General features: G+C 73.0%; 22 protein-coding genes and 1 riboswitch. Of the genes, 14 read left to right on the top strand and 8 right to left on the bottom strand.

Features of this window, described 5'->3' with window-relative positions:
* Positions 1 to 26: 26 nt before the first annotated feature.
* The 6 genes from ABZ836_RS24885 to ABZ836_RS24860 all read right to left on the bottom strand — a co-directional run bounded on the left by ABZ836_RS24885 (position 27) and on the right by ABZ836_RS24860 (position 6,371).
* The gene (locus ABZ836_RS24885) at positions 27 to 752 is read right to left on the bottom strand and encodes a deoxynucleoside kinase (RefSeq protein WP_361145588.1); all 726 of its coding nucleotides are present in this window, start codon (positions 750 to 752) and stop codon (positions 27 to 29) included.
* Positions 753 to 1,038: 286 nt separating this feature from the next.
* Positions 1,039 to 1,710: a hypothetical protein gene (locus ABZ836_RS24880; RefSeq protein ID WP_361145585.1), complete on the bottom strand. Its 672-nt coding sequence runs from the start codon at positions 1,708 to 1,710 to the stop codon at positions 1,039 to 1,041.
* Positions 1,711 to 1,739: 29 nt separating this feature from the next.
* On the bottom strand, positions 1,740 to 2,435 hold the full coding sequence (locus ABZ836_RS24875) for a hypothetical protein (protein ID WP_361145581.1): 696 nt from the start codon (positions 2,433 to 2,435) through the stop codon (positions 1,740 to 1,742).
* A 33-nt stretch (positions 2,436 to 2,468) separates the two neighbouring features.
* Entirely contained in the window at positions 2,469 to 4,820 is a 2,352-nt protein-coding gene (locus tag ABZ836_RS24870) for a hypothetical protein (protein ID WP_361145578.1), read from the bottom strand.
* A gap of 20 nt (positions 4,821 to 4,840) precedes the next feature.
* The gene (locus ABZ836_RS24865; RefSeq protein ID WP_356133588.1) at positions 4,841 to 5,269 is read right to left on the bottom strand and encodes a hypothetical protein; all 429 of its coding nucleotides are present in this window, start codon (positions 5,267 to 5,269) and stop codon (positions 4,841 to 4,843) included.
* 184 nt (positions 5,270 to 5,453) lie between these two features.
* Positions 5,454 to 6,371 carry a LysR family transcriptional regulator gene (locus ABZ836_RS24860; protein WP_361145575.1) on the bottom strand — a complete coding sequence of 306 codons (918 nt, stop codon included), beginning with the start codon at positions 6,369 to 6,371 and terminating at the stop codon, positions 5,454 to 5,456.
* 128 nt (positions 6,372 to 6,499) lie between these two features.
* Here ABZ836_RS24860 and ABZ836_RS24855 point away from each other — a divergent pair, with 128 nt between their 5' ends.
* The 8 genes from ABZ836_RS24855 (at position 6,500) to ABZ836_RS24820 (ending at position 14,306) form a co-directional block, all read left to right on the top strand.
* On the top strand, positions 6,500 to 7,501 hold the full coding sequence (locus ABZ836_RS24855) for a fumarylacetoacetate hydrolase family protein (RefSeq protein WP_361145572.1): 1,002 nt from the start codon (positions 6,500 to 6,502) through the stop codon (positions 7,499 to 7,501).
* Positions 7,498 to 8,460, top strand: a complete 963-nt coding sequence (locus ABZ836_RS24850) for a cyclase family protein (RefSeq protein WP_361145569.1) — start codon at positions 7,498 to 7,500, stop codon at positions 8,458 to 8,460. The genes ABZ836_RS24855 and ABZ836_RS24850 overlap by 4 nt, the downstream gene beginning before the upstream one ends.
* A gap of 23 nt (positions 8,461 to 8,483) precedes the next feature.
* Positions 8,484 to 9,614: an FAD-dependent oxidoreductase gene (locus ABZ836_RS24845; RefSeq protein WP_361145566.1), complete on the top strand. Its 1,131-nt coding sequence runs from the start codon at positions 8,484 to 8,486 to the stop codon at positions 9,612 to 9,614.
* A gap of 86 nt (positions 9,615 to 9,700) precedes the next feature.
* Complete coding sequence (locus tag ABZ836_RS24840; protein ID WP_361145601.1) at positions 9,701 to 10,684, top strand: amidohydrolase family protein; 984 nt, start codon at positions 9,701 to 9,703, stop codon at positions 10,682 to 10,684.
* Between the two features lie 4 nt (positions 10,685 to 10,688).
* A complete protein-coding gene (locus ABZ836_RS24835) occupies positions 10,689 to 11,621 on the top strand; it encodes a VOC family protein (protein ID WP_361145564.1) in 933 nt (310 codons plus the stop codon).
* A 94-nt stretch (positions 11,622 to 11,715) separates the two neighbouring features.
* Entirely contained in the window at positions 11,716 to 12,690 is a 975-nt protein-coding gene (locus tag ABZ836_RS24830; RefSeq protein WP_361145561.1) for a fumarylacetoacetate hydrolase family protein, read from the top strand.
* Positions 12,687 to 13,439 (top strand): SDR family oxidoreductase, encoded by a 753-nt coding sequence (locus ABZ836_RS24825; protein ID WP_356133602.1) that lies wholly within the window; start codon positions 12,687 to 12,689, stop codon positions 13,437 to 13,439. The genes ABZ836_RS24830 and ABZ836_RS24825 overlap by 4 nt, the downstream gene beginning before the upstream one ends.
* A gap of 117 nt (positions 13,440 to 13,556) precedes the next feature.
* On the top strand, positions 13,557 to 14,306 hold the full coding sequence (locus ABZ836_RS24820) for a lysophospholipid acyltransferase family protein (protein ID WP_356133604.1): 750 nt from the start codon (positions 13,557 to 13,559) through the stop codon (positions 14,304 to 14,306).
* Positions 14,307 to 14,340: 34 nt separating this feature from the next.
* On the opposite strand, the gene ABZ836_RS24815 is transcribed toward ABZ836_RS24820, so the two are convergent.
* Positions 14,341 to 15,096 carry a DeoR/GlpR family DNA-binding transcription regulator gene (locus ABZ836_RS24815; protein ID WP_361145556.1) on the bottom strand — a complete coding sequence of 252 codons (756 nt, stop codon included), beginning with the start codon at positions 15,094 to 15,096 and terminating at the stop codon, positions 14,341 to 14,343.
* A 48-nt stretch (positions 15,097 to 15,144) separates the two neighbouring features.
* Here ABZ836_RS24815 and ABZ836_RS24810 point away from each other — a divergent pair, with 48 nt between their 5' ends.
* The 3 genes from ABZ836_RS24810 to ABZ836_RS24800 all read left to right on the top strand — a co-directional run bounded on the left by ABZ836_RS24810 (position 15,145) and on the right by ABZ836_RS24800 (position 17,409).
* Positions 15,145 to 15,528: a DUF4406 domain-containing protein gene (locus ABZ836_RS24810; protein ID WP_361145554.1), complete on the top strand. Its 384-nt coding sequence runs from the start codon at positions 15,145 to 15,147 to the stop codon at positions 15,526 to 15,528.
* On the top strand, positions 15,525 to 16,235 hold the full coding sequence (locus tag ABZ836_RS24805) for an NUDIX domain-containing protein (protein WP_356133609.1): 711 nt from the start codon (positions 15,525 to 15,527) through the stop codon (positions 16,233 to 16,235). The genes ABZ836_RS24810 and ABZ836_RS24805 overlap by 4 nt, the downstream gene beginning before the upstream one ends.
* Positions 16,236 to 16,437: 202 nt before the next feature.
* Positions 16,438 to 17,409, top strand: coding sequence for an alpha/beta hydrolase (locus tag ABZ836_RS24800; protein WP_356133611.1), 972 nt, complete (start codon positions 16,438 to 16,440; stop codon positions 17,407 to 17,409).
* 21 nt (positions 17,410 to 17,430) lie between these two features.
* Here the strand turns inward: ABZ836_RS24800 and ABZ836_RS24795 are convergent, their stop codons facing one another.
* Positions 17,431 to 18,426 carry a ferric reductase-like transmembrane domain-containing protein gene (locus ABZ836_RS24795; RefSeq protein WP_361145550.1) on the bottom strand — a complete coding sequence of 332 codons (996 nt, stop codon included), beginning with the start codon at positions 18,424 to 18,426 and terminating at the stop codon, positions 17,431 to 17,433.
* A gap of 204 nt (positions 18,427 to 18,630) precedes the next feature.
* A riboswitch (cobalamin riboswitch) is annotated at positions 18,631 to 18,821 on the top strand.
* Positions 18,822 to 18,861: 40 nt separating this feature from the next.
* Here ABZ836_RS24795 and ABZ836_RS24790 point away from each other — a divergent pair.
* From ABZ836_RS24790 to ABZ836_RS24780, 3 genes are read left to right on the top strand one after another with little or no spacing between them, the layout of a single operon-like run.
* Positions 18,862 to 19,938 (top strand): ABC transporter substrate-binding protein, encoded by a 1,077-nt coding sequence (locus tag ABZ836_RS24790; protein ID WP_361145547.1) that lies wholly within the window; start codon positions 18,862 to 18,864, stop codon positions 19,936 to 19,938.
* Positions 19,935 to 20,999 carry an iron chelate uptake ABC transporter family permease subunit gene (locus ABZ836_RS24785; RefSeq protein ID WP_356133616.1) on the top strand — a complete coding sequence of 355 codons (1,065 nt, stop codon included), beginning with the start codon at positions 19,935 to 19,937 and terminating at the stop codon, positions 20,997 to 20,999. Before ABZ836_RS24790 ends, ABZ836_RS24785 begins: the two co-directional genes overlap by 4 nt.
* Positions 20,996 to 21,823, top strand: coding sequence for an ABC transporter ATP-binding protein (locus ABZ836_RS24780; RefSeq protein ID WP_361145544.1), 828 nt, complete (start codon positions 20,996 to 20,998; stop codon positions 21,821 to 21,823). The genes ABZ836_RS24785 and ABZ836_RS24780 overlap by 4 nt, the downstream gene beginning before the upstream one ends.
* Positions 21,824 to 21,855 lie beyond the last annotated feature (32 nt).

Raw genomic sequence — 21,855 nt, 5'->3', positions numbered from 1 at the left:
GTCCCGTACCGGGGCCGGGGTGCGGGTCAGCTCGCGGCGACGCCCGACGGCACCGCCGTGGCGCCCGACGGCACCGGCGCCACGCCGCCCGCGGCCCGGGCCCGGACCTCGGTCAGCGCCGCCTCGACCTCCCGCAGCACGCGGGCCGCGTCCTCCGGGTTGTTCACCACGTCCGTGCGGTCCATGTCGATGACGAAGACCTCACTGGCCGAGTAGTGCCGGTGCACCCAGTCGTCGTAGCCGGACCACAGCGTCCGGTAGTACTCCACCAGGCTCTCGTCCTGCTCGAAGTCCCGGCCGCGCATCCCGATCCGGCGCAGCACGGTGTCGAAGTCCGCCCGCAGGTAGACCATGAGGTCGGGCGCCTTGCGGTACGGCAGGCCGTCGATCTCGCGCATCATCTCGTCCAGCAGACCCTCGTACACCTGCATCTCGAGGGAGCTGATCCGGCCCAGGTCGTGGTTGACCTTGGCGAAGTACCAGTCCTCGTAGATGGAGCGGTCGAGGACGTTGTCGTCCTGCCGGTAGGCCTCCTTGATCGAGGCGAAGCGGGTCTGCAGGAAGTACAGCTGGAGGAGGAAGGGGTAGCGCTTGGCCTGGATCTCCTCGGGGCTCGCCGTGTAGAAGAGCGGGAGGATCGGGTTGTCGGCCACGCTCTCGTAGAAGACCTGGCTCCCGAGCCCCTTCGCGAGCAGCTCGGCCACGCTCGTCTTGCCGGTTCCGATCATGCCTCCGACGCAGATCACTGGCATACCTCACTTCTCCCCTGGGGATTTCCGTTCGCGGATGGTGGGCCGGGCCACTCGAATCCCCGAGATGTCCATGATCGGCGTCATGTCGCCCCCGCCCGAACGGGTCCCGGCGTGAGCCGCCCCTACCGGCGGGCCGGACCGGCCGTTCCGCAGTTGCCGCCCTCGAACGACCCGCCGCCGCCCCTGCGGCCGCCCTGAATAATAAATGAGGAATCCCGACCCGCCTGCCAGGCCGACGCCACGCTTCCGGCCCGGCCCGTCACCACCGCGGCGGCCCCGTCCGGTGCTACGCGCGCTCCAGCACGGCCTCCTCCGGGAGCCCGCCGTTCTCCTCGCAGCCCAGTTCCTTCGCCATGGCCAGCGAGAAGGAGTGCGCCACGGTCGCGTACGCGTCCCGCAGCGCCTCGGCGTCACCCTCGACCGGCTTCGGCATGCCCCAGCGCTCCACACCGATGCGGACGTGTGCCGGCTTCGTCGCGCCGGGGAACCTGTCGCTCCGGCACCCGAACACCATCGAAGCACTCTTCTCCCCGGCCAGGGTCTCCTCCCCCATCCTCAGCCGGATGAGGTCCGAGGCCGTGCTCCCGGTGGGGGCGCCGCCTTCGAGTCCCCACGTGACGCGGAGCTCGAACTCCGGCGAGCCGGCGGCCGTGTAGACGCGGCAGATGTCGTCCCGCCCTCCGGTGGGGTACGGCCATGCCTCGACGAGGCCCTTGGCGGCGTGGGCGACGGTGGACGTCTCCGCCATCGTCCCGAACCGCGACGCCCCGGTGATCACCTTCAGTGCCTTGGACGCCTCGGCGGACACCGCGTCGCCGCCGCAGAGCTCCGTCCCCGCCAGGTCCTCGGCGGCCGCCTCCCCGCCCCCGCTCCCGCCACAACCGGTGGCCGCGAGAAGCAGCGAGGCGACGGCCGCCATGGCGAGGAACCCGGCCCGTGCCGACCTGCGACCGACCATGGTCCGCGTCCTTGTCCGTCGTTCAGCGATCACGCGCGGTCCAGCACCGCCTCTTCGGGAAGCCCGCCGTTCTTCTCGCAGCCCAGTTCCTTGGCCATGGCCAGCGAGTAGGAGTGCGCCACGGTCGCGTAGGCGTCCTTCAGCGCATCGACGTTGTCCTCGGGTTCGCTCACCGTCCGGTGCTCCGCGCTGATCATCAGGTGGGCCGCTGTCGACGAGCCGGCCAACTTGTCGCTTCGACACTCAAACAGGACATATGCCTCGTTCGACGCCGCCCCGGTCTCCTCGCCCATCTTCAACAGGGTGAACTTCTGAGCGGGTTTTCCCTTTGGCGGGCCCTCGAGCCACGTCCAGATGATTCTGAGCTCGAAGTCGGTTGTACCGAGAGGCGTGTAGACACGGCAGGCGTCACCCTCCCACACGTCAGGGGTCCCGAAAGCGTCGACCAGGTCCGCCGCGGCCCGCTCGACGGTGTACCTCTCGCCAGACGCCTCGAACCGCGGCTCCCCCGTGATCACCTCCAGTGCGCGGGACGCGTCGGCGGATATCGCATTGCCCCCGCACAGTTCCGTCCCCGCGACGACCTTGTAGTCCTTCGGAGTCTTCTGGCCCCCCTCCGGCTCTCCGTCCCCACCGCAGCCCGCGGCACCGAGAAGCAACGCACCTGCCACGGCCGCGGCGAGGAGTCCCCGACGTGCCGACCTACCACTGCGCACTGTCCGCATCCTTTACTTACGTATCCTCGGTCTGCCGGCGACTCAGCCGGCCTCCGGGTCATTGCCCTGCTGGTTCTCCCGGTCGTTGCCTTTCCCGTAGCCGATCACCACTGCCTGCTGCATGTCCTCGTGGAAGTCTCTGCTGCGGGTCCCGCCATGGCGCCGCAGGAACTCCTCCATCGGCGCCTCGGCCAAGCTCTCACCGGCGGAGTAGATCGCCTTCCTCTCGTCACCGATGAGTTCGTCCACCTTCTCCTTGTGCTCGTCCACCGAGTTCTCGGAGATGCCGCCGACCACCTGCCCCACGACCTGCTCGAGCGCGCCGCTGCCGATGTCGGTCGCCAGCGGGACGAGCACCGCGGCCGTGCCCACCGCCGCGGTGGCGGGGAGGAAGGCCACGCCCGCCGCGATGCCCGCCGCGGCGCCGAACTGGACCCAGCCGGCCCGCTTCTCGACCGCTTTCTGGTAGTCCTCGTGCGTCTTGAGATTCGTCGCCTCGACCTGATCGGCCCGGGACTGGTCGAGCATGCCCTGCACCTCGGCGCCCACGCGCACGGTCGCCCTGGCGGCGCCCTCGTCGATCTTGCCGTCCGGGCCCACCGTCCCCTCCAGCACGCTGCGGGTGTACACCTGCTCCGCGGTGGAGACCGTCGCGTAGGCGTCGGGGTGCTGCCCCAGGGTGCTGAGGAAGCCCCGGACGACGCTCCGCCCGTTTCCGTCCTCCGTGTCTGCGAAGTCGACGTGGCCCTCCGGGTTTCTGCCCGGTGCGAACAAGCTGTCCGGACGGTTCTTGTCCAGCGCCCAGTTGATGTCGTCGATGTAGCCCGCGCCCATGACCCCCAGGCTGTCGACCATCGCCTCGTGGTGCTCCTTGAGCAGCTTCGGGTCGTCGGCGTACTTCTCCATGACCTGCTGCATGACCGCCGCGTTGTCCGCGTCGCGCACCACGTCGGCGTCCGGGTGGCCGGCCGGGTAGCCGAGGGTCGCCGCCTCCAGGGCGTGGCCGAGGGCGTCGGGCAGGTGGTCGAGCGACGCCTTGAGTTCCTTCTCGTCGAGCGAGTTGACGTCGCCGAAGGTCTCCCACTTCTCGTTGGTGAAGAAGTCGAGGTAGTTGCCGATCTTCTGGCCGTCCTTGTCCTTGCCGAGGTCGGCCGTGGCGCCGTGGTCGACCGTCCCGTCCTCGTTGTACGCGGTCGGCGGGTCGGTGAAGAACTTCTTCGCCGCCTCCGGGCTGTTGCCGAGCGCCTCCAGCATGGCGATGGACGGGTCGTAGCCCGCCCCGTTGACCCCGGACGGGTTGAACGGGTTCTTGAACGGGCTGTTCACCACCTTGTTCTCGGCGAACATGTACGGGTCCTTCGCGTGCAGCTGCGCCACGTGCTCCGCGATCGGGTTGAGGAACTTCGCGTCGTAGTTCCCGTAGCGCATGATGCCGCCGAGCAGCTGGTACCCGAACGGCCCGCCGTAGTCGTGCTTGGCGAGCGGGATCCGCTCCGTGCCCAGCTTGCGGAGCTCCGGACCCCACTTGTCCGAGAACTCCTTGTCGTGCGAGGCGGTGGCCAGGTTGAGGCCCAGGTTCCGCTGCAGCTCCTGGACGTCCTCGAGGCGCTGCTTGTCGACCTTGCCGTACTCGTAGGTGTCCGTGGAGAGCTGGCCGAAGAACGCGAGCGCCTTCTCCGGGCCGAGCTTCTCGTAGAAGCCCTTGGAGAAGTCCGCCGACGAACTGTTGTCCTTGAGCAGCTCGTTGAGCTGCTGGAGCTCGGCGTGCGTGAGGTCCCGGCCCTTCGCCGCGAGGGCGGCGGCGCGGGCGGCCTCCTCCTGGTCCAGCTTGGTGTACGTCGGGGCGCTGAAGTCCTTGCGGTCGGTGACGTTCGCCTCGAGGGAGTTCTTGAGGGCGAGGTCGGTGTCGTTGCAGGTCTCGACGATCCGGTCGATCTTCTTCTGCCACGACTCGATGTTCCGTCTCTCCTGCGCGAGGAGCTCGGGGTAGTCGGGGTCGCGCTTCGCGTTGGGCGGGAGCTCGGACAGCGGTTCCCGCGCCGAGACCTTCCCGGTGGCGTCCACGCGGACACCGGCCGCGGGCCCCTCGTTGTCCCGGATGTTGACCAGGTCGTCCTTGGCCTTCTTGATGGCGGCGTGACCCTCTTCCAGGATCATCCGCACGCCCTTGGCCTCGGCCGCGGCGTCCGCGAACTCCTTGGCCGTCTTGCCGATGAACTCCCGGGTGACGCCCGCGTTGACGCCGTTCCAGGAGGCCTTCTCGGCCTTGGCCTTCATCCCGTCGGTGGCGTCGGTGGCCAGCGTCTCCAGCTTGCCCGCCATCTCCGCCCAGTCGTCGACGGCGGCCTTCAGCTTCGCCACCGGGGCGTCGACTATGTCCTCGTACTTCAGCATGGTGAACGCTCCCCCGAGCCTTACTTCATGTATTCCGAGAGCACGGAGACCCGCGTCAGGTCCCCTTCGATCTTCGCCTCGTCCTTGGCGTGCTGGGCCTTGCTGTAGTCCAGGTGGTTCGAGATCTGCGCGCAGGAGTCCAGCAGGGTCCTCAGGTGCTTCTGCCAGAAGTCGTGCACCTTCAGCACGGCCGAGCCGCTCACGAAGTTCCCGTTGGTCAGCGCCGTCGCCGCGGTGAACGTGGAGGCGCGGGCGATGTCGCCGTCCTTGCCCAGCCGGCCCAGCAGGTCGTACGCCTCGTTGCCGATGGCGCCGAGGTCGTCGCGGTTGACGACCAGGTCGTCCCCGCCGCCGCCCCCGCCGCCCTCGGCCGGCACGCCGTTGAGCCGCATGCCCGACCGCTCGGCGGCCGCAGCGCGTAGTTGGGCCCATTCCTGCTCGAACGTCACGCTTTCCCCCAACTCCATCCGGGCCGGCCACTCCACCGTACTCACGCGGTCACCGACCTGATCACCTGTCCCTCGTATCATCGCCCGTTCCCGGGGCCGCAGGGAATGGCTTCCCCGAAGCCCGGACGAGACCGTCACATCCGGCCGCCGCGCGGTTGTCGACGACGCGGCGCCGCCCCGTGGTTCACGACTCCCCGGCCCCCGCCAGGCGCTCGCCGACCCGCGCCGCCGTCTCGCGCAGCCAGATGTGGGCCGCGTCGTGGGTGTGGACCGGGTGCCACCACAGCGCCTCCCGCAACGGCACCGCCTCGTAGGGCGGCTCCACCACCCGCACGGCGGCGATCGGCGTCAGCAGCCGGGCCAGCCGGGCCTGGACGAGGGCGATGCGCCGGGTGCCGGTGACCAGCAGCGGCAGGAGCTGGAAGCTGTCGACGGAGACCTCCACCCGCGGTTCGATGCCGAGCATCCCCAACTGCCGCACGGCGGGCGCGTCGTAGGTGCGCTGGTAGGTCACCCACGGCAGCCGGGCCAGGTCCTGCCGGGTGAGCCGGTCCCCGACGGTCGGGTGGTCGTCGGCGACGAGGAAGACCCAGCGGTCGTCGTAGAGGTCGGTCGCGGGGAAGTCGCTGATCACACCGTGCGGCATCAGCAGGCCGTCGGTGGCGCTGAGCAGGGTGGCGGTGTCGTCGACGACGGCCGGCTGGGTCTGGGTGAAGCGGAGCCGGATCCCGGGCGCCTCCTGGTGCACGACCCTGGCGAGCTCGGTGCCGAAGACGGCGACCGCGTAGTCGGACGCCATCAGCCGGAACTCCCGGCTCTCCTCGGCCGGGTCGAACTCGGCCTGGCTGGAGAAGAGGCGCTCCAGCACGTCGTAGGCGGTGGAGGTGCGGTCCAGCAGGACCTGGCCGAGCGCGGTCAGCTCGTAGTGGCCGCCGACGCGGGCGAGCAGGTCGTCGGCGAAGTGCCTCCGCAGCCGGGCGAGGGCCGCGCTCATGGCGGGCTGGCTCAGCCCGACGCGCTGCCCGGCCCGGGTGACGTTGCGCTCCTCCAGCAGGGCGCGCAGGGCGACGACGAGGTTGAGGTCGAGACGGGCCAGGTTCACGGTGCGGTTCCTCGCGGGGCGGGCGACGAGCGGGGGGAATAAACGCGGTGGATGCCTGCCATCCACAGAATCTATTTCCCTGATCGCGGACGGCGGGTCCAGATTAGTCCCACCGCAATCAGGAGGACATGTCCGTGAAACCCGAACCCGCGTCCGCGCTCTTCGCCGGCCCGTTCGCCCTCGCCACCCTCTCGGCCCCGGACGGGCCCGCCTTCCCCGCTCTCGTCACCCCCGACGGCCGGGCCCTCGATCTGCGGGACGCCTTCGGCGACGCCCGGCTGACCACCCGTGACCTGCTGGAGCGCTGGGAGACGGCCCTGCCGCGCCTGCGCGACCTGGCGGCCGGCGCCGACCTGCCCCGCACGGCCGTCTCGGAGCTGCGGGTGCACGCCCCGGTGGAGCCGCGCCAGGTGTTCCAGTCGGGCGCGAACTACCGGCAGCACGTCATCGACCTGCACGTCGCCCACCGCGCCCCCGGTGACGACCGTCCGGAGGAGGAGCGGCGCGCGGAGGCCGCGGAGATCATGGACCGGCGGGCCGCGGAGGACCTGCCGTACGTCTTCATCGGCCTGCCGAGTGCGATCACCGGCCCCTACGACGACGTGGTCCTGCCCGCCTGGGCGCGGAAGCCGGACTGGGAGCTGGAGCTCGCCGCCGTGATCGGTCGCCCTGCCCACCGCGTCTCCGTCGAGGAGGCCCTGGACCACGTCGCCGGCTACACCATCGCCAACGACCTCACCGACCGGGCCACCGTCTTCCGCCGGGACATGCCGCAGATCGGCACCGACTGGCTGCGCAGCAAGAACGCGCCCGGTTTCACCCCGCTCGGCCCCTGGCTCGTGCCCACCGCCTCGGTCCCGGACACGGGCGACCTGCGCCTGACCCTCAAGCTCAACGGGGAGACCATGCAGGACGAGTCCACCAAGGACATGATCTTCGACGTCGCCCGGATGGTCTCCTACGCCTCGCAGACCGCCCGCCTGCTCCCCGGTGACCTGGTGCTCACCGGTTCCCCGGCCGGCAACGGCATGCACTGGGGCCGGCTGCTGCGCGACGGCGACGTCATGGACGCCTCCGTCACCGGGCTCGGCTCCCAGCGCACCCGCTGCGTGGCGGAGGCCGTCCGATGACCCTGGACCGCACCGACCCCGAGGGGTCCATAGCGCGCGCCGCCCGCGCGTGCTCCAACTGGGGCCGCTGGGGCGAGGACGACGTGCTCGGCACCCTCAACTTCCTCGACGAGGCCAAGCGCCGCGAGGGCGCGGCCCTGGTCCGGCGGGGCGTCAGCTTCTCGCTGTCCCAGCGGTTCGACATGGACGGTCCGCAGAAGGGGTGGCGGCGGCGCACCAACCCGGTGCACACCATGCTGGACACCGGCACCGACGCCGCCCTCGGCAACCAGGGCTTCCCGCACGGCCTCGGCGGCGCCGACGACGTGATCGCGATGCCGCTGCAGTGCTCGACCCAGTGGGACGGGCTCGGACACATCTTCGACCACGGCAAGGCGTGGAACGGCCGGGACGCCGCGAAGGTCGTCACCTCCGACGGCGACCTCGTCACCGGCATCGAGCACATGGCCCCGCACGTCGCCGGACGCGGTGTCCTGCTGGACGTCGGCCGGGTGGTCGGCGACGACGGGGAGCTGCCGGACGGGTTCGCGATCACCGAGGAGCACCTGACGGCGACGGCCGAGGCGCACGGGGTGGCCGTCGGCCGGGGCGACATCGTCCTGGTCCGCACCGGTCAGCTGGCCCGCGCGCGCCGCGACGGCTGGGGCGACTACGCCGGCGGTCCCGCGCCCGGCCTGTCGTTCACCACGGCCGGCTGGCTGCACTCCACCGAGATCGCCGCGATCGCCACCGACACCTGGGGCTTCGAGGTCCGCCCCAACGAGTTCGAGCACGCCTTCCAGCCCCTGCACCAGGTCGCCATCCCCAACATCGGGCTGCTGATCGGCGAGATGTGGGACCTGGAGGCGCTGGCCGAGGACTGCGCGGCCGACGGCGCGTACGCGTTCTGGCTCACCGCGGCGCCCCTGCCCATCACCGGTGCGGTCGGCTCCCCCGTCAACCCGGTCGCCGTCAAGTAACCCACGGAACTAGGGAGTTCCCCATGAGCACACCCCGCACGGTCCTGGTGATCGGCGGTGGCGCCGCCGGCAACGCCACGGCGGTCCTGCTGCGCCGCGCCGGCCTCACCGTCGACCTGATCGAGGCCAGGGACGACTGGAACGCGACCGCCGGCTCCGGCATCACCCTGCAGGGCAACGCCCTGCGCGTGCTGCGCGAACTCGGCGTCTGGGAACAGGTGCAGGCGTCCGGCTTCGGTTTCGGCTCGGTCGGCATCACCGCCCCCGACGGGACCGTCCTGCACGTCTCCGAGGACCTGCGCACCGGCGGCGACGACCTGCCCGCCACGGTCGGCATGCAGCGACCGCGGCTCCAGCAGATCCTGATCGACGCCGTCCGGACCAGTGGCGCCACGGTGCGGCTCGGCACCACCGTGGAGATCCTCGGCCAGGACGCGGACGGGGTCTCGGTGCGGTTCTCCGACGGCGGCGAGGGCCGGTACGACCTGGTCGTCGCCGCCGACGGCCTGGGCTCGGCCACCCGCGCGGCGATCGGCATCGCCGACAGGCCGGAGCCGACCGGCATGGCGATCTGGCGGGTCGCCGCCCCGCGCCCGGCCGGCGTGACCCGCACCGACCTGGCCTACGGCGGCCCCGCCTACATCGCCGGCTACTGCCCCACCAGCGACACCACCCTGTACGCCTACGTCGTCGAGGCCAACCGGGACCGGCCGTCCATCCCGCCGGAGTCGTACGCCCGGGAGATGCGGCGCCTGGCCTCCGCCTACGGGGGGTTCTGGCCGGAGATCACCGAGCACATCACCGATCCGGCGCGCGTCAACTACACCTGGTTCGACCGGCTGCTGGTGGAGGGCTCCTGGCACCGCGGACGGGTGGTGCTGGTCGGCGACGCCGCGCACTGCTGCCCGCCCACCCTCGCCCAGGGGGCGGCGCTCTCGCTGGAGGACGCGTGGGTGCTCACCCAGCTGCTGACCGCCGCGGACACCTGGGACGACGCCCTCCTGCAGGCGTACTACGAGCGGCGGATCGCCCGGGTCCGCCCGGTCGTCGAGGCGTCGGTGCAGATCGGCCGGTGGCAGCTCGACGGCGTCCGGGAAGCGGACGTGCCGGGCCTGATGGGCCGCACCATGACGATGCTGCGGGAGCTGCCGTGACCACCGACCCCACCCCGACCACCGACCCCACCCCCACCACCGGTCCGGCCGCGACCACCCGTCCGGCCGCGGCCACCCACCCCACCGTGGACGTCCACGCGCACCTGCTGCTGCCCGAGGTGGACGCGCTGGTGGCCGGCCTCCCGGGACAAGCGGAGGCGAAGGCCCTGGACGCGCGGCGCAACGGGCCGGACGCCCTGGCCGTGAGCGGGCCGATGGTGCGCGAGCGCGTCCCGCGCCTGACCGACCCGGCCGTGCGGCTGGCCTCGATGGACGCCCAGGGCGTGGACGTGCAGCTGGTCAGCCCGTCGCCGTCGCACTACCACTACTGGACCGACGAGGAGACCGCCGAGAAGGCGTACCGGCTGGCCGACGAGGCGACCGCCGCGCACTGTTCGGCCGCCCCGGACCGGCTCCGCGGGCTCGGCCTGGTGCCGCTGCAGCACCCCGGGCAGGCCGTGCGCGCCCTCGACCACGCCCTGGAGCACGGCCTGCTGGGCGTCGAGATCTCCAGCCACGCGCCGGGGCGGGAGCTGTCCGACCCGGCCTACGAACCGTTCTGGTCGCGGGCCGAGGAAACCGGCGCGATCGTCTTCCTGCATCCCTTCGGCTGCACGCTCGACGAACGCCTGGACCGGTGGTACCTGTCCAACACGGTGGGCCAGCCCACCGAGAACGCCGTCGCCCTCTCCCACCTGATCTTCTCCGGGGTCCTCGACCGGTACCCCGGCCTGAGGCTCATCGCGGCGCACGGCGGCGGCTACCTGCCCACCCACATCGGCCGCTCCGACCACGCCTGGTCGGCCCGCTCCGACGCGGGCGCCGACTGCGCCCACCTGCCCAGCAGCTACCTGCGGCGGCTGTACTTCGACTCCCTGGTCCACGACCCGCACGTGCTGCGGGAGCTGGTCCGTGTCGCCGGGGCCGACCGGGTGCTGCTCGGTTCGGACTTCCCCTTCGACATGGGCTCCGACGACCCGGTCGGCGCGCTGCGCGCGGCCGGCCTGCCCGAAGCCGACTTCCACGCGGTCCGCGGCGGCAACGCCGCCGCCCTCCTCTTCACGGAGTGATTCCATGCGTCTGCTCACCCACCTGCGGCACGTCGACCTCGCCGTGCCCGACTACGACAAGCAGCTCGACTTCTACGCCGGCGTCTGGGGCCTGACCAAGGTCGCCGAGGACTCCGGCATCTCCTTCCTGGCCGCCGAGGGCTCCCCGGAGCAGTACGTGGTCCGGCTCCGCAAGGCCGACGAGAAGCGCCTGGACCTGGTCTCCTACGGCGCCGCCTCGGCCGCCGACGTGGACACCCTCGCCGAGCGGCTGCTGGCCGGCGGCGTCCGGCTGATCTCCCGGCCGGGCACGGTCGACACCCCCGGCGGCGGGTACGGCTTCCGCTTCTTCGACGTCGACGGCCGCACCATCGAGGTCTCCGCCGAGGTCGAGGTGCGGCGGCACCGCCGGATCGAGGAGAAGGAGTCCATCCCGGTCAAGCTGAGCCACGTCGTCCTCAACTCGCCCGACCTCGACCGCACCCGGCAGTGGTACGAGGAGCACCTGGGCTTCCGCCTCTCCGACACCCTGAGCTCCCCGCACATGGGCGAGGTCATGCACTTCATGCGGATCTCCAACCAGCACCACTCCATGGCGCTGGCGAAGGGCCCGCACACCTCCCTGCACCACATCTCCTTCGAGATGCGCGGCATCGACGAGTACATGCGCGGCTCCGGCCGTGTCATCCGGGCCGGGTTCAGGAAGATCTGGGGGCCCGGCCGCCACATGGCCGGCGACAACACCTTCACCTACTTCCTCGACCCGCACGGCAACACCGTCGAGTACACGACGGAGCTGGAGAACCTCGACGAGGACACCTGGCACCCGCACGTCTACGACTTCTCCCGGCCCGAGGTCACCGACCAGTGGGGCACCGCCAACCCCATGAACGAACTCGTCGCCAAGGAGTCGTTCAACGACCCGGACCGCGGCGTGTTCGTCGCCCCGCCGGTCTGATCCCACCCCCGCCGCCCGGGACGCGGCCCGCCCCCGTCACTCCCCCGACGGGGGCGGGCCGCGCCCCGGGCCCAGCCTGCCCCGGAGCCGCACCATGCGTTTCGCCGCCTACGAACACCGTCACCGCCGCCACGTGGCCGTCGTGCAGGACGACGGCGTCCTGGTCCCGCTGCCCGGCGTCACCTCGCTCACCGCCCTGCTGCGGGAATGCGGCGGTCTGTCCGGCCTGCTCGCCGCCGGCACGGCGGCCCTCCGCGAGGCGCCGCCCGGCCCGCACCCGTCGGAGGTGCGGCTGCTGCCGCCCGTCGAGCCTCCCTCCGTACGGGACTTCGTCACCTTCGAGGAGCACGTCGAGGGCGTACGGCGGTCCGTCGAGGGCACCGCCGGCGTGCCCGAGCAGTGGTACGCCGCCCCGACCTTCTACTTCACCAACCCGCACGCCCTCTACGGCCACCAGGAGGACGTGCCGATGCCTCCCGGCTCGGCGGTCCTCGACTTCGAGCTGGAGGTCGCCGCCGTCGTCGGCCGCGAGGGCCGCGACCTGACCCCGGAGCAGGCCCGCGACCACATCGTCGGCTACACCGTCCTCAACGACTGGTCGGCGCGGGACCTGCAGTCCGCGGAGATGAAGGTCGGCCTCGGCCCCTGCAAGGGCAAGGACACCGCCACCACCCTCGGCCCGTTCCTGGTCACCGCCGACGAGCTGGAGCCCCACCGGGACGCCGACGGCTTCCTGCGCCTGGCGCTCACCGCCGAGGTCAACGGCGAGGTCGTCGGCCGGGACCTGCTGTCCAACATGAGCTGGACGTTCGAGGAGATGGTGGCCTACGCCTCGCGCGGCACCCGGGTCGTGCCGGGTGACGTGCTCGGCTCCGGCACCTGCGGCAACGGGGGCTGCCTCGCCGAACTGTGGGGCCTGCGCGGCGAGCGGGTCCCGCCTCCTCTGAAGCCGGGCGACACCGTCACCCTCACCGTGGAGGGCGTCGGGACCGTGGCCAACACCGTCGTGCCCGGCGCCGGCCCGGTGCCGCTGCCGGCGGGCCGGCGCCGTTCCCGGGAGCGGCCGTGACCGGCCCGCGCCCCGGGCGGCTGCCGGGCAGGGTCGTGGTCGTCACCGGCGCCGCCCGCGGCCAGGGCGCCGCGGAGGCCGAGGCACTGGCCCGCGAGGGCGCCCACGTCGTCGCCACCGACGCACGGCCCGAGGGCGGCTGCCGCCGCCTCGACGTGACCAGCGAGGAGGACTGGGCGGAGCTGGCCGCCGAGCTGAAGCGGACGTACGGGCAGGTGCACGGCCTGGTCAACAACGCGGGCATCACCTGGCGGGCCCGTCTCGACGCCGTACGGCCCGAGGACTTCGACCGGGTCCACGCCGTCAACGTCACCGGGCCGCTCCTCGGCATGCAGCACCTCGCGCCGCTGATGCCGCCGGGCTCCTCCATCGTCAACGTCGGCTCGTCGGCGGCCCTCACGGCCCACTACCCGGTCGCCTACACCGCCAGCAAGTGGGGGCTGCGCGGGCTGTCCCGGACGGCCGCGCTGGAGCTCGGTCCGCGCGGCATCCGGGTCAACACCGTCCACCCCGGCTACATCGAGACCGGGATGACCGCCTCCGCCGCGCCCGCCTTCCGCGCGGCGAACGTCCGCGAGACGCCCCTCGGCCGCACCGGAACCGCCGACGAGGTCGCGCCGCTGGTGGTGTTCCTGCTCTCCGAGGAGTCGTCGTTCATCACCGGGGCCGAGATCCCCGTCGACGGCGGCCTCACCGCGCACGGCGGGGTCAAGTCCGTCTCCGACGCGCTGCGCGGGGCGCCCGCGTGAGCAGCGGGTACGCGTGAGCGCCAAGTCCGCGTGAGCGCCGCGCCGTCGCCCCGGCCCAGGCGACGGCGGCGCGGAAAGGGGATGTCCGCGCCGCCGTCTGTCATGTACAACAGCCTCATGCAAGGGGAGACACGATCCGCCGGGGGGCCTCGGACCGGCGACGAGACCGGACCGGTCTACCGGTTCGCGGCCGTGCTGGTGGGGACGCTCGTCCGGGCCGTCGCCCGGCGGGACTGGCGGGGCGTCCACCACCTGCCGGCGTCCGGCGGCTACATCACCGCGGTCAACCACACCTCGTACGCGGACCCGTTCTCCTACGGCCTGTTCCAGTACCACAGCGGCCGCCCCGCCCGGTTCCTGGGCAAGGCGCCGCTGTTCGCGGTGCCCGTGCTGGGCACGGCACTGCGCAGCATGGGCCACATACCCGTGCACCGGAACACCGCGCGGGCCTCGGACGCGCTGGTGCACGCCAAGGAGGCGCTGGCCCGGGGATGCTGCGTGGCCGTCTACCCGGAGGGCACCTTCACCGACGACCCGCGTCTGTGGCCGTCCCGGGCCAAGACCGGCGCGGCCCGGCTGGCGCTGGAGACGGGGGCGCCGGTCGTCCCGGTCGCCCAGTGGAACGCCCACGAGCTCATCCCCGCGGCCGGCAGCGTGGTGCGCCGCTCCCGGCCCTGGTACCGGCGGACCGTGCTGCGGGTGATGGCCGGCCCGCCCGTGGACCTCTCCGACCTGCGGGGCCTGGAGATCACGGCACCCGTGCTCGAGGAGGCCGGACTGCGGATCATGGACGCGATCACCACCCTCCTGGAGGAACTCCGCGAGGAACCCCGCCCGGCGGCCAAGTCCCACCTCGACCAGGGCTGACGCGACCGGCGGGGCGGGGACCCGGACGTCGCCGTCACCCCGCCGGCAGGACGTCGACGCCGCTCTCCGTCAGCCACTCGATCACCGGGTCGTCCGCGCTCCGGTCCGTGACCAGGCCGCTGATCTCCTCCCAGGGCAGGACCCGGAACCGGGAGGCGGTGCCGATCTTCTCGGAGGAGGCGAGGACGTAGGTGTCGGCGGCCCGTGCCGCCAGGGCCCGCTTCATCGCCGCCTCCTCGGCGTCGCCGGTGGTGAGCCCCGCCTCGGGGTGCACGCCGGTGACACCGAGGAGGAAGAGGTCGGCGGAGACGTTCCGCGCGGCCTCGACCGCGGCCGCGCCGCAGGCGACCGCCGAATGCTTGAAGAGGCGGCCGCCCAGCAGGAAGACCTCGGCCCGGTGGTCGAGCAGGGCGACGGCGATCGTCGGGCTGTGGGTGATCACGGTGCAGTCCAGCTCCCGCGGCAGCGCCCGGGCGACGGCCAGCGCCGTGGTGCCGCCGTCGAGGATCACCGCGCCGCCGGGCCGCACCAGCCCGGCCGCCACCGCGGCGACCTTCCGCTTGCCGTCCGGGGCCACGCTCTGCCGGGCGCCGTAGTCCACCACGGCCGGCGAGACGGGCAGCGCCCCGCCGTAGACCCGCTGGCACAGCCCCTCGCTCGCCAGGTCGCGCAGGTCACGCCGCACCGAGTCCTCGGAGATGCCCAGCTCGGCGGCGACCTCCTTGGCGACGATCTTGCCCCGCCGGGCCAGCAGATCCAGCAGGTGATCGCGTCGTTCGGCAGCCAGCATCCTTGTTCCCTCCTGCTCTTGCACGTTTCTGCATGTATCGTAGCGCCCATGACCGACAAGCCCCTGCTCATCCTCATCGCCGGCCCCTACCGCTCCGGCACCGGCGGAGACCCCGCCGCCATGGCCGCCAACCTCGAACGCCTCGAAGCGGCCGCCTGGCCCGTGTTCGCCGCCGGACACCTCCCGGTCATCGGGGAGTGGATCGCCCTGCCCGTGCTGCGCTCGGCCGGCGCCGGACCCACCGACCCCCTCGCCGACGAGGTGCTGTACCCGACCGCCGAGCGCCTGCTGGCCCGCTGCGACGCCGTGCTGCGGCTGCCCGGCGAGTCCGTCGGCGCCGACCAGGACGTCGCCTTCGCACGCCGCCGCGGCCTGCCCGTCTACCACGACGTCGCGGAGATCCCGGTCCTCGGCCGGCAGGTGGAGGCGTGACGCCCCGGCCCGGGGTGGACGTCCCGGACCACCGCGGCCGGACCGGTCTCGACCGGGCGGGACGCCACCTCGACCGCAACCCCGGCGTCCGGGTCCGCGACGTCGAGCTGACCTCGCGGGGCTGGCACGTCCTGCGCCGCACCACCTTCGACTACCGGCGCCGCGACGGCCGCTGGGAGACGCAGGTGCGCGAGACGTACGACCGCGGCAACGGCGCCGTCGTCCTGCCCTACGACACCGGCCGCGGCCGCGTCCTGCTCACCCGCCAGTTCCGCTATCCGGCCTACGTCAACGACCACCCCGACGGCATGCTCGTCGAGGCCGCGGCGGGACTGCTCGACGCGGACGACCCGGAGACCGCGATCCGCCGCGAGGCCGCCGAGGAACTCGGCGTCGTCCTCGGTCCGCTCACCCACGTCCTGGACGCCTACATGAGCCCCGGCTCGGTCACCGAGCGCCTGCACTTCTTCGCCGCCCCCTACACCCCCGGCGACCGCACCGGAGCCGGCGGCGGCGTGGAGGAGGAGGGCGAGGACATCGAGGTCCTCGAACTGCCCTTCGCCGAGGCCCTGGCCATGACCCTGGACGGGCGCATCACCGACGGCAAGACCGTGCTGCTCCTGCAGTGGGCGGCCCTCCACGGCCCCTTCGCCGCCCGCACCCCCCGTCCGGCGGACGCGGACACCACCGGGCCCGCGCGCCGCTGACGTCCACCGGCCGGCCGGGCCCGCGGCGTCACGCCCTCGGCCGGCCCTCTCGGCGTCGAGCGCCGGCCCGGCCCGTCGGCCACGGCCGCCCGGCCGGGTTGCGAAGGGCCGGGCGGCCGGGACCATGGAGGAGGAGCAGGGGGGAGTGCGCGTCCGTGCCACCGCGCCGTGGCCGCCGGACGCCCGAGCACCTGGAGTCCGCATGAGCGATCTGCCCGCACCCGTCACGCCCTTCCTGGAGCCGGCGGCGAAGGAGCTGGCCGAGGCGACCGACCCGCACCCCCGGATCTACGAGGTCCCGCCGGAGCAGGGCCGCGACATCCTCCTCGGCCTGCAGAGCGACGCGAGCGTGCCCCGGCCCGAGGTGGACGAGGAGTGGGTGGAGGTCGACGCCGGCGAGTGGGGCACGGTCCGCACCCGCATCATCAGGCCCAAGGGAGCCACCGGCCCACTGCCGGTCGTCTTCTACATCCACGGCGCCGGCTGGGTCTTCGGCGACGAGAAGACCCACGACCGGCTCTTCCGCGAGCTGGCCGTCGGCGCCGGCGCGGCCGGGGTGTTCCCCGTGTACGACCGGGCCCCGGAGGCGAAGTACCCGACCCAGGTCGAGCAGAACTACGCCGTCGGGCAGTGGCTGCTGGAGAACGGCTCCGACCACGGCCTGGACACCTCCCGTGTCGCGGTCACCGGTGAGTCCGTGGGCGGCTGCATGTCCACCGTCTTCGCGCTGATGAACAAGGAGCGCGGCGGCATCGACCTGAAGGCACAGGTGCTGCTGTACCCGGTGGCCGACGCGGACTTCGACACCCCGTCGTACCACCAGTTCGCCGAGGGCTACTACCTCACCCGGGACGGCATGATCTGGTTCTGGGACCAGTACTCCGAGCCCTCGCAGCGCACCGAGCCGTACGCCGCCCCCCTGCGGGCGAGCCTGGAGCAGCTCAAGGACCTGCCGCCCACCCTCGTCATCACCGACGAGGCGGACGTCCTGCGCGACGAGGGCGAGAAGTACGCCAACAAGCTCCGCGAGGCCGGCGTCGACGTCACCTCCGTGCGCGTCGCCGGCATGGTCCACGACTTCCTGCTCCTGGACAGCCTGCGCGACACCCGTGCCGCGAACGTCGCCCGCCACCTGGCCGTCGAGGCCCTGAGGAAGGCCCTCCACGAGAGCTGACCCCACCCCCGCCGGGGCCCGTCACTCCGTCTCCTTCTCGTGCGGGCTGCTCGCCGGCGCCTCGGCCGGCCGCTGTCTGCCTCCGTCATGACCGGAGACGACCACGACGAGGATGCCGACGACCACGGCCCCGGCGACCACCCTGCCCGCCGCCCGCAGCGCCCAGCCCGGCAGGGAGCCACCCGCACGCCGCCCCGGGGCGCCCAGTCGCTCCGCGCGCCGGGCGGGTCTCAGCAACCGCACCAGCAGCAGTACGGCGACAGGCAGTTGCAGCAGCCACAGCACCGTGCGGGGCCACTCGCCGTACCAGACGTTGGTGCCGTACAGCAGCGTGTGCCACACGCTCAGCACGTACACGACGATCACGAACCGGTGCAGCCGCCGCCAGGTGGTGGCGCCGATGCGGTTGCGGACGTAGAAGAGCAGGCCCAGCGGCACGGCCAGGTACAGGGCCGCCTGGCCGATGGGAAGGGCGATCTGCCCGGTCCCGGAGTCGTACCAGCCGGGCACGAAGGAGTCGGCGAAGCCGGTCCACAACCGCTTCAGCCACGCCAGCTCGGTCTCGTAGCGCACGAGTTCGGCCGCGAACATCAGCGCGTGCGCGAACATCAGAGCCATCGTCGTCAGGCTCGTGGTGCGGTGCCACCGCTCCAGGACCTGCCGGGGGACCGGTGACCGGTCGAGTCTCGGCCCCGACAGCAGCAGGCCGAGCACGACCGTGCCCCAGGCCCACAGCAGGCCCGACCACCCGAACGCCTGGCTCAGCAGGTACATCCAGTACGTGCCCGGGTCGTCCATGAACGGCATGACCGCGACCGTCGCCGAGTCGCCGGAGCCCATTCGCGCCCACAGGAACACGAAGACGGCGGCCGTGACCAGGACCGCCGCCGTCGCGTCGGGCACCGCGGCCCGCAGGTCGGCGCGCAGGGTGACCCGGCCGGCCGCGTGTCCGTCACGGGCGGGCGACGGGGTGGCACCGTCCTCCGGCGTCGTCCCGGGCGTCGTCTCCGGCGGCATCGTGCCCCTTCCGAAAGGCGTGCCACGGGCGGGGACTCGGCACGTGCGGCGGGAATGGCGGGAGTCACCAGTGTGGCCCGGACCCGCCGTCCACGCGGAGGCCGCATCCGGCCACATCGGCCGTGGGGGCACGGGCGTCCGGGCCGCGGATTCGCCCAGGGCGCCGCGGGCCGCTCGAGCGCGGCGTGGTAGCTTCCGAACGCCAGTCGCACTCGTGAACGCGGTCCTCCGCGTCCACGGGTCAGGGAATCCGGTGGGAGACCGGAACTGACGCGCAGCGGTAAGGGTGACGGGCGAGGCAGCAGCCACTGGACGACGGTCACGGCCGGGTCCGGGAAGGCGCCTCGCCGGGATGATCCCGAGTCCGAAGACCTGCTGGCGACCGAACGTCCACGCGACCCCGCGTATGGGTCCGACGCCGAGGAAGCCTCTGCCGTGCATCTGTCACGCCCCGTCCGCCGTTCCGCCCTGCTCCTGACCGGAGCGCTCCTGCTCACCGCCTGCGGTTCCGGGACCACGTCCGGCTCCGAGTCCGGCTCCGGCCCGTCCGCCGGGCCCGGCGGCTCCGGCAGCTCAGGCGGCTCCGGCGCCCAGGCCGTCACGTTCGAGAACTGCGGTCAGCGGGTGACCGTCGAGGCCCCGCCGCGGCGGGCCGTGTCCCTGAACCAGGGCACCACCGAGATCCTGCTCTCGCTCGGCCTCGCGGACCGCATGGCGGGAACCGCCACCTGGACCGACCCGGTGATGAAGGGTCTGGAGAAGGCCGACGCCGGGGTGCCCCGGCTCGCCGACAACCAGCCGTCGTTCGAGCGCGTGCTGGACGCCGAACCGGACTTCGTGGCCGCCTCCTTCGCGTCCACCCTGGGCAAGGGCGGCGTGGCCCCCCGCGAGAAGTTCACGGAGCTCGGCGTGCCGACGTACCTGTCGCCCGCCGACTGCGAGGGCAAGGACAACAGCGGCGGCGGCGACGGCTCCCGCACCGAACCCCTGACCATGGACACGGTCTACCGGGAGGTGCGGGACCTGGCCCGCGTCTTCGGCGTGGAGGAGCGCGGCGAGCGGCTGGTCGACCGGCTGCGGAGCCGCGTCGCCGACGCCTCCGCCGGGATCGACGCCGGGGACACCACCGTCCTGTACTGGTTCGCGAACCAGGAGTCGCCCTACATGGCGGGCTGCTGCGGAGCCCCCGGCGTCATCACCGACGCGCTCGGCGCGAAGAACGTCCTCGACGACAGCACCCAGGAATGGCCGCAGGTCAGCTGGGAGACCGTCGCCGACCGCGATCCCGACCTGCTCGTCCTCGGCGACCTCACCCGCAGGTCGCAGACCGCCGAGTCGGCCGCCAGGAAGATCGCCTTCCTGGAGTCCCATGCGGCGACCAGGAACCTCACGGCGGTACGGGAGAAGCGGTACGTGCTGCTCAGCGGGCAGGCGATGAACCCGACGATCCGCACCGTCGAGGGCGTCGAGAAGGTGGCCGCGGCGCTGCGCGAGCACGGGCTCGCCGGATGACCACGACCCTGCGCCCCTCCCCCGCCCGCCCGGCGCGGGGAGGCGGCCGCGCTCTGCCCGTCGTGGCGGGCGTGGGCGGCGGACTGGCGGTGCTCGCCCTGTCCGTCGCCGCGGCCGTCACCATCGGCCCGGCCTCCGTCGGGGTGGGCGACGTCTGGTCCGTGGTCGCCTCCCGCCTGGGCGGGGGCCCGTCGGAGCTGACCGCGATCCGCGAGGGCATCGTCTGGGACCTGCGGCTGCCGCGCACCCTGCTCGCCGCGGTGTGCGGCGCCGGACTCGCGGTGTGCGGCGCGGTGATGCAGTCGCTGCTGCGCAACCCGCTCGCCGACCCGTTCGTGCTGGGCGTCTCCTCCGGGGCGTCGACCGGCGCCGTCCTCGTGATCGTCGTCGGCGCGGGCGGCGGTGTCCTGTCCCTCTCCGGCGGCGCGTTCCTCGGCGCGGTCGGCTCGTTCGCGCTGGTGCTGCTGCTCAGCCACACGCTCGGCGGGACGACGGACCGGGTGGTGCTGTCCGGGGTGGCGGCGATGCAGCTGTTCTCCGCGCTGACCTCGTTCGTGGTGACGACGGCGGCCGACGCCGAGACCACCCGGGGCGTGCTGTTCTGGCTGCTCGGCTCGCTGAGCGGGGCCGGCTGGACCGAGGTGGGGCTGTGCTCGGCGGTCCTGGCGCTCGCCCTCGTGGTGTGCCTGGGCCACGCGCGCAGCCTGGACGCCTTCGCCTTCGGCCAGGACGCCGCGGCCACGCTCGGTGTCCCGGTCGCCCGGACCCGGCTGGTGCTCCTGTCCGTGACGGCGCTGCTGACCGCCGCGCTGGTCAGCTCGGCGGGCGCGATCGGCTTCGTCGGCCTGGTGCTCCCGCACGCCGCGCGGGCCCTCGTCGGCCCGGGGCACGCCCGGCTGCTGCCGGTGACCGCGCTCGCCGGGGCGGTGTTCCTGGTCTGGGCCGACACCCTGGCCCGTACCGTCCTCGACCCCCAGGAGGTGCCGGTGGGCGTGGTCACCTCGCTGATCGGCGTCCCGGCGTTCGTCCTGGTCCTGTACCGCACGAGGAGGACGCGGTGACGGCCCCGGTCCGGGGGCGGCCCGCCGGCACGCCGCCCGCCGCGGGGCCCACCCTCGCCGCCGACCGCGTGAGCCGCGACCTCGGCGGGCGGCTGGTCCTCGACGGCGTCAGCCTCGCCCCCCGGCCCGGCTCGGTGACGGGGCTGCTGGGGCCCAACGGCTCGGGGAAGTCCACGCTGCTGCGGCTGCTGGCCGGGGTCCTCGCCCCCACCGCGGGTGTCGTCGTCCTGGACGGGCGCCCGCTGGGCGAGTGGGGGCGCCGCGCGGTGGCCCGGCGGGTCGCCGTCGTCGAGCAGCACGCCGAGACCCTGGTCGAGCTGACCGTGCTGGACGTCGTCCGCCTCGGCCGCATCCCGCACCGGCGTGCCTGGACCCCCGCGACCGCGCCCGACGAGGCCGCCGTGCGCGCCGCCCTGGCGAGCACCGGCCTCACCGACCGCGCGGACCGGCCCTGGCACACCCTCTCCGGCGGCGAGCGCCAGCGGGTGCAGGTCGCCCGCGCCCTGGCCCAGGAACCACGCGAGCTGCTGCTGGACGAACCCACCAACCACCTCGACGTCCAGCACCAGCTCGACCTGCTGAACCTGGTCGCCGAACTCCCCGTCACCAGCGTCGTCGCCCTGCACGACCTGAACCTGGCGGCCATGTACTGCGACCAGCTCGTGGTCCTCCGCGAAGGCCGGGTGGTCGCCGCCGGCTCCCCCGCCGACACGCTCACCGAGACCCTGATCGCCGACGTCTACGGCGTCCGCGCCGAGGTCACCCGCCCCGGACCCACCGACCGCCCGCACATCCGCTTCCTGGGCACGGTGACCGGAACCTGAACGCCGGACGGCTCGCGCACCGCCGACCGGCC

It is taken from the genome of Streptomyces sp. NPDC047130 (assembly GCF_040643475.1).
Taxonomy (GTDB): Bacteria; Actinomycetota; Actinomycetes; order Streptomycetales; family Streptomycetaceae; genus Streptomyces.
Note: the sequence above shows the minus strand (reverse complement) of the source record. Positions and strands in the feature narration are given on the sequence as shown.

Coding starts and splice junctions, on each gene's coding strand:
- ABZ836_RS24885 (WP_361145588.1), bottom strand. CDS start 752: ATGCCAGTGATCTGCGTCGGAGGCATGATCGGAACCGGCAAGACGAGC.
- ABZ836_RS24880 (WP_361145585.1), bottom strand. CDS start 1,710: ATGGTCGGTCGCAGGTCGGCACGGGCCGGGTTCCTCGCCATGGCGGCC.
- ABZ836_RS24875 (WP_361145581.1), bottom strand. CDS start 2,435: ATGCGGACAGTGCGCAGTGGTAGGTCGGCACGTCGGGGACTCCTCGCC.
- ABZ836_RS24870 (WP_361145578.1), bottom strand. CDS start 4,820: ATGCTGAAGTACGAGGACATAGTCGACGCCCCGGTGGCGAAGCTGAAG.
- ABZ836_RS24855 (WP_361145572.1), top strand. CDS start 6,500: ATGTCCGTGAAACCCGAACCCGCGTCCGCGCTCTTCGCCGGCCCGTTC.
- ABZ836_RS24850 (WP_361145569.1), top strand. CDS start 7,498: ATGACCCTGGACCGCACCGACCCCGAGGGGTCCATAGCGCGCGCCGCC.
- ABZ836_RS24845 (WP_361145566.1), top strand. CDS start 8,484: ATGAGCACACCCCGCACGGTCCTGGTGATCGGCGGTGGCGCCGCCGGC.
- ABZ836_RS24835 (WP_361145564.1), top strand. CDS start 10,689: ATGCGTCTGCTCACCCACCTGCGGCACGTCGACCTCGCCGTGCCCGAC.
- ABZ836_RS24830 (WP_361145561.1), top strand. CDS start 11,716: ATGCGTTTCGCCGCCTACGAACACCGTCACCGCCGCCACGTGGCCGTC.
- ABZ836_RS24820 (WP_356133604.1), top strand. CDS start 13,557: ATGCAAGGGGAGACACGATCCGCCGGGGGGCCTCGGACCGGCGACGAG.
- ABZ836_RS24815 (WP_361145556.1), bottom strand. CDS start 15,096: ATGCTGGCTGCCGAACGACGCGATCACCTGCTGGATCTGCTGGCCCGG.
- ABZ836_RS24810 (WP_361145554.1), top strand. CDS start 15,145: ATGACCGACAAGCCCCTGCTCATCCTCATCGCCGGCCCCTACCGCTCC.
- ABZ836_RS24800 (WP_356133611.1), top strand. CDS start 16,438: ATGAGCGATCTGCCCGCACCCGTCACGCCCTTCCTGGAGCCGGCGGCG.
- ABZ836_RS24795 (WP_361145550.1), bottom strand. CDS start 18,426: ATGCCGCCGGAGACGACGCCCGGGACGACGCCGGAGGACGGTGCCACC.
- ABZ836_RS24785 (WP_356133616.1), top strand. CDS start 19,935: ATGACCACGACCCTGCGCCCCTCCCCCGCCCGCCCGGCGCGGGGAGGC.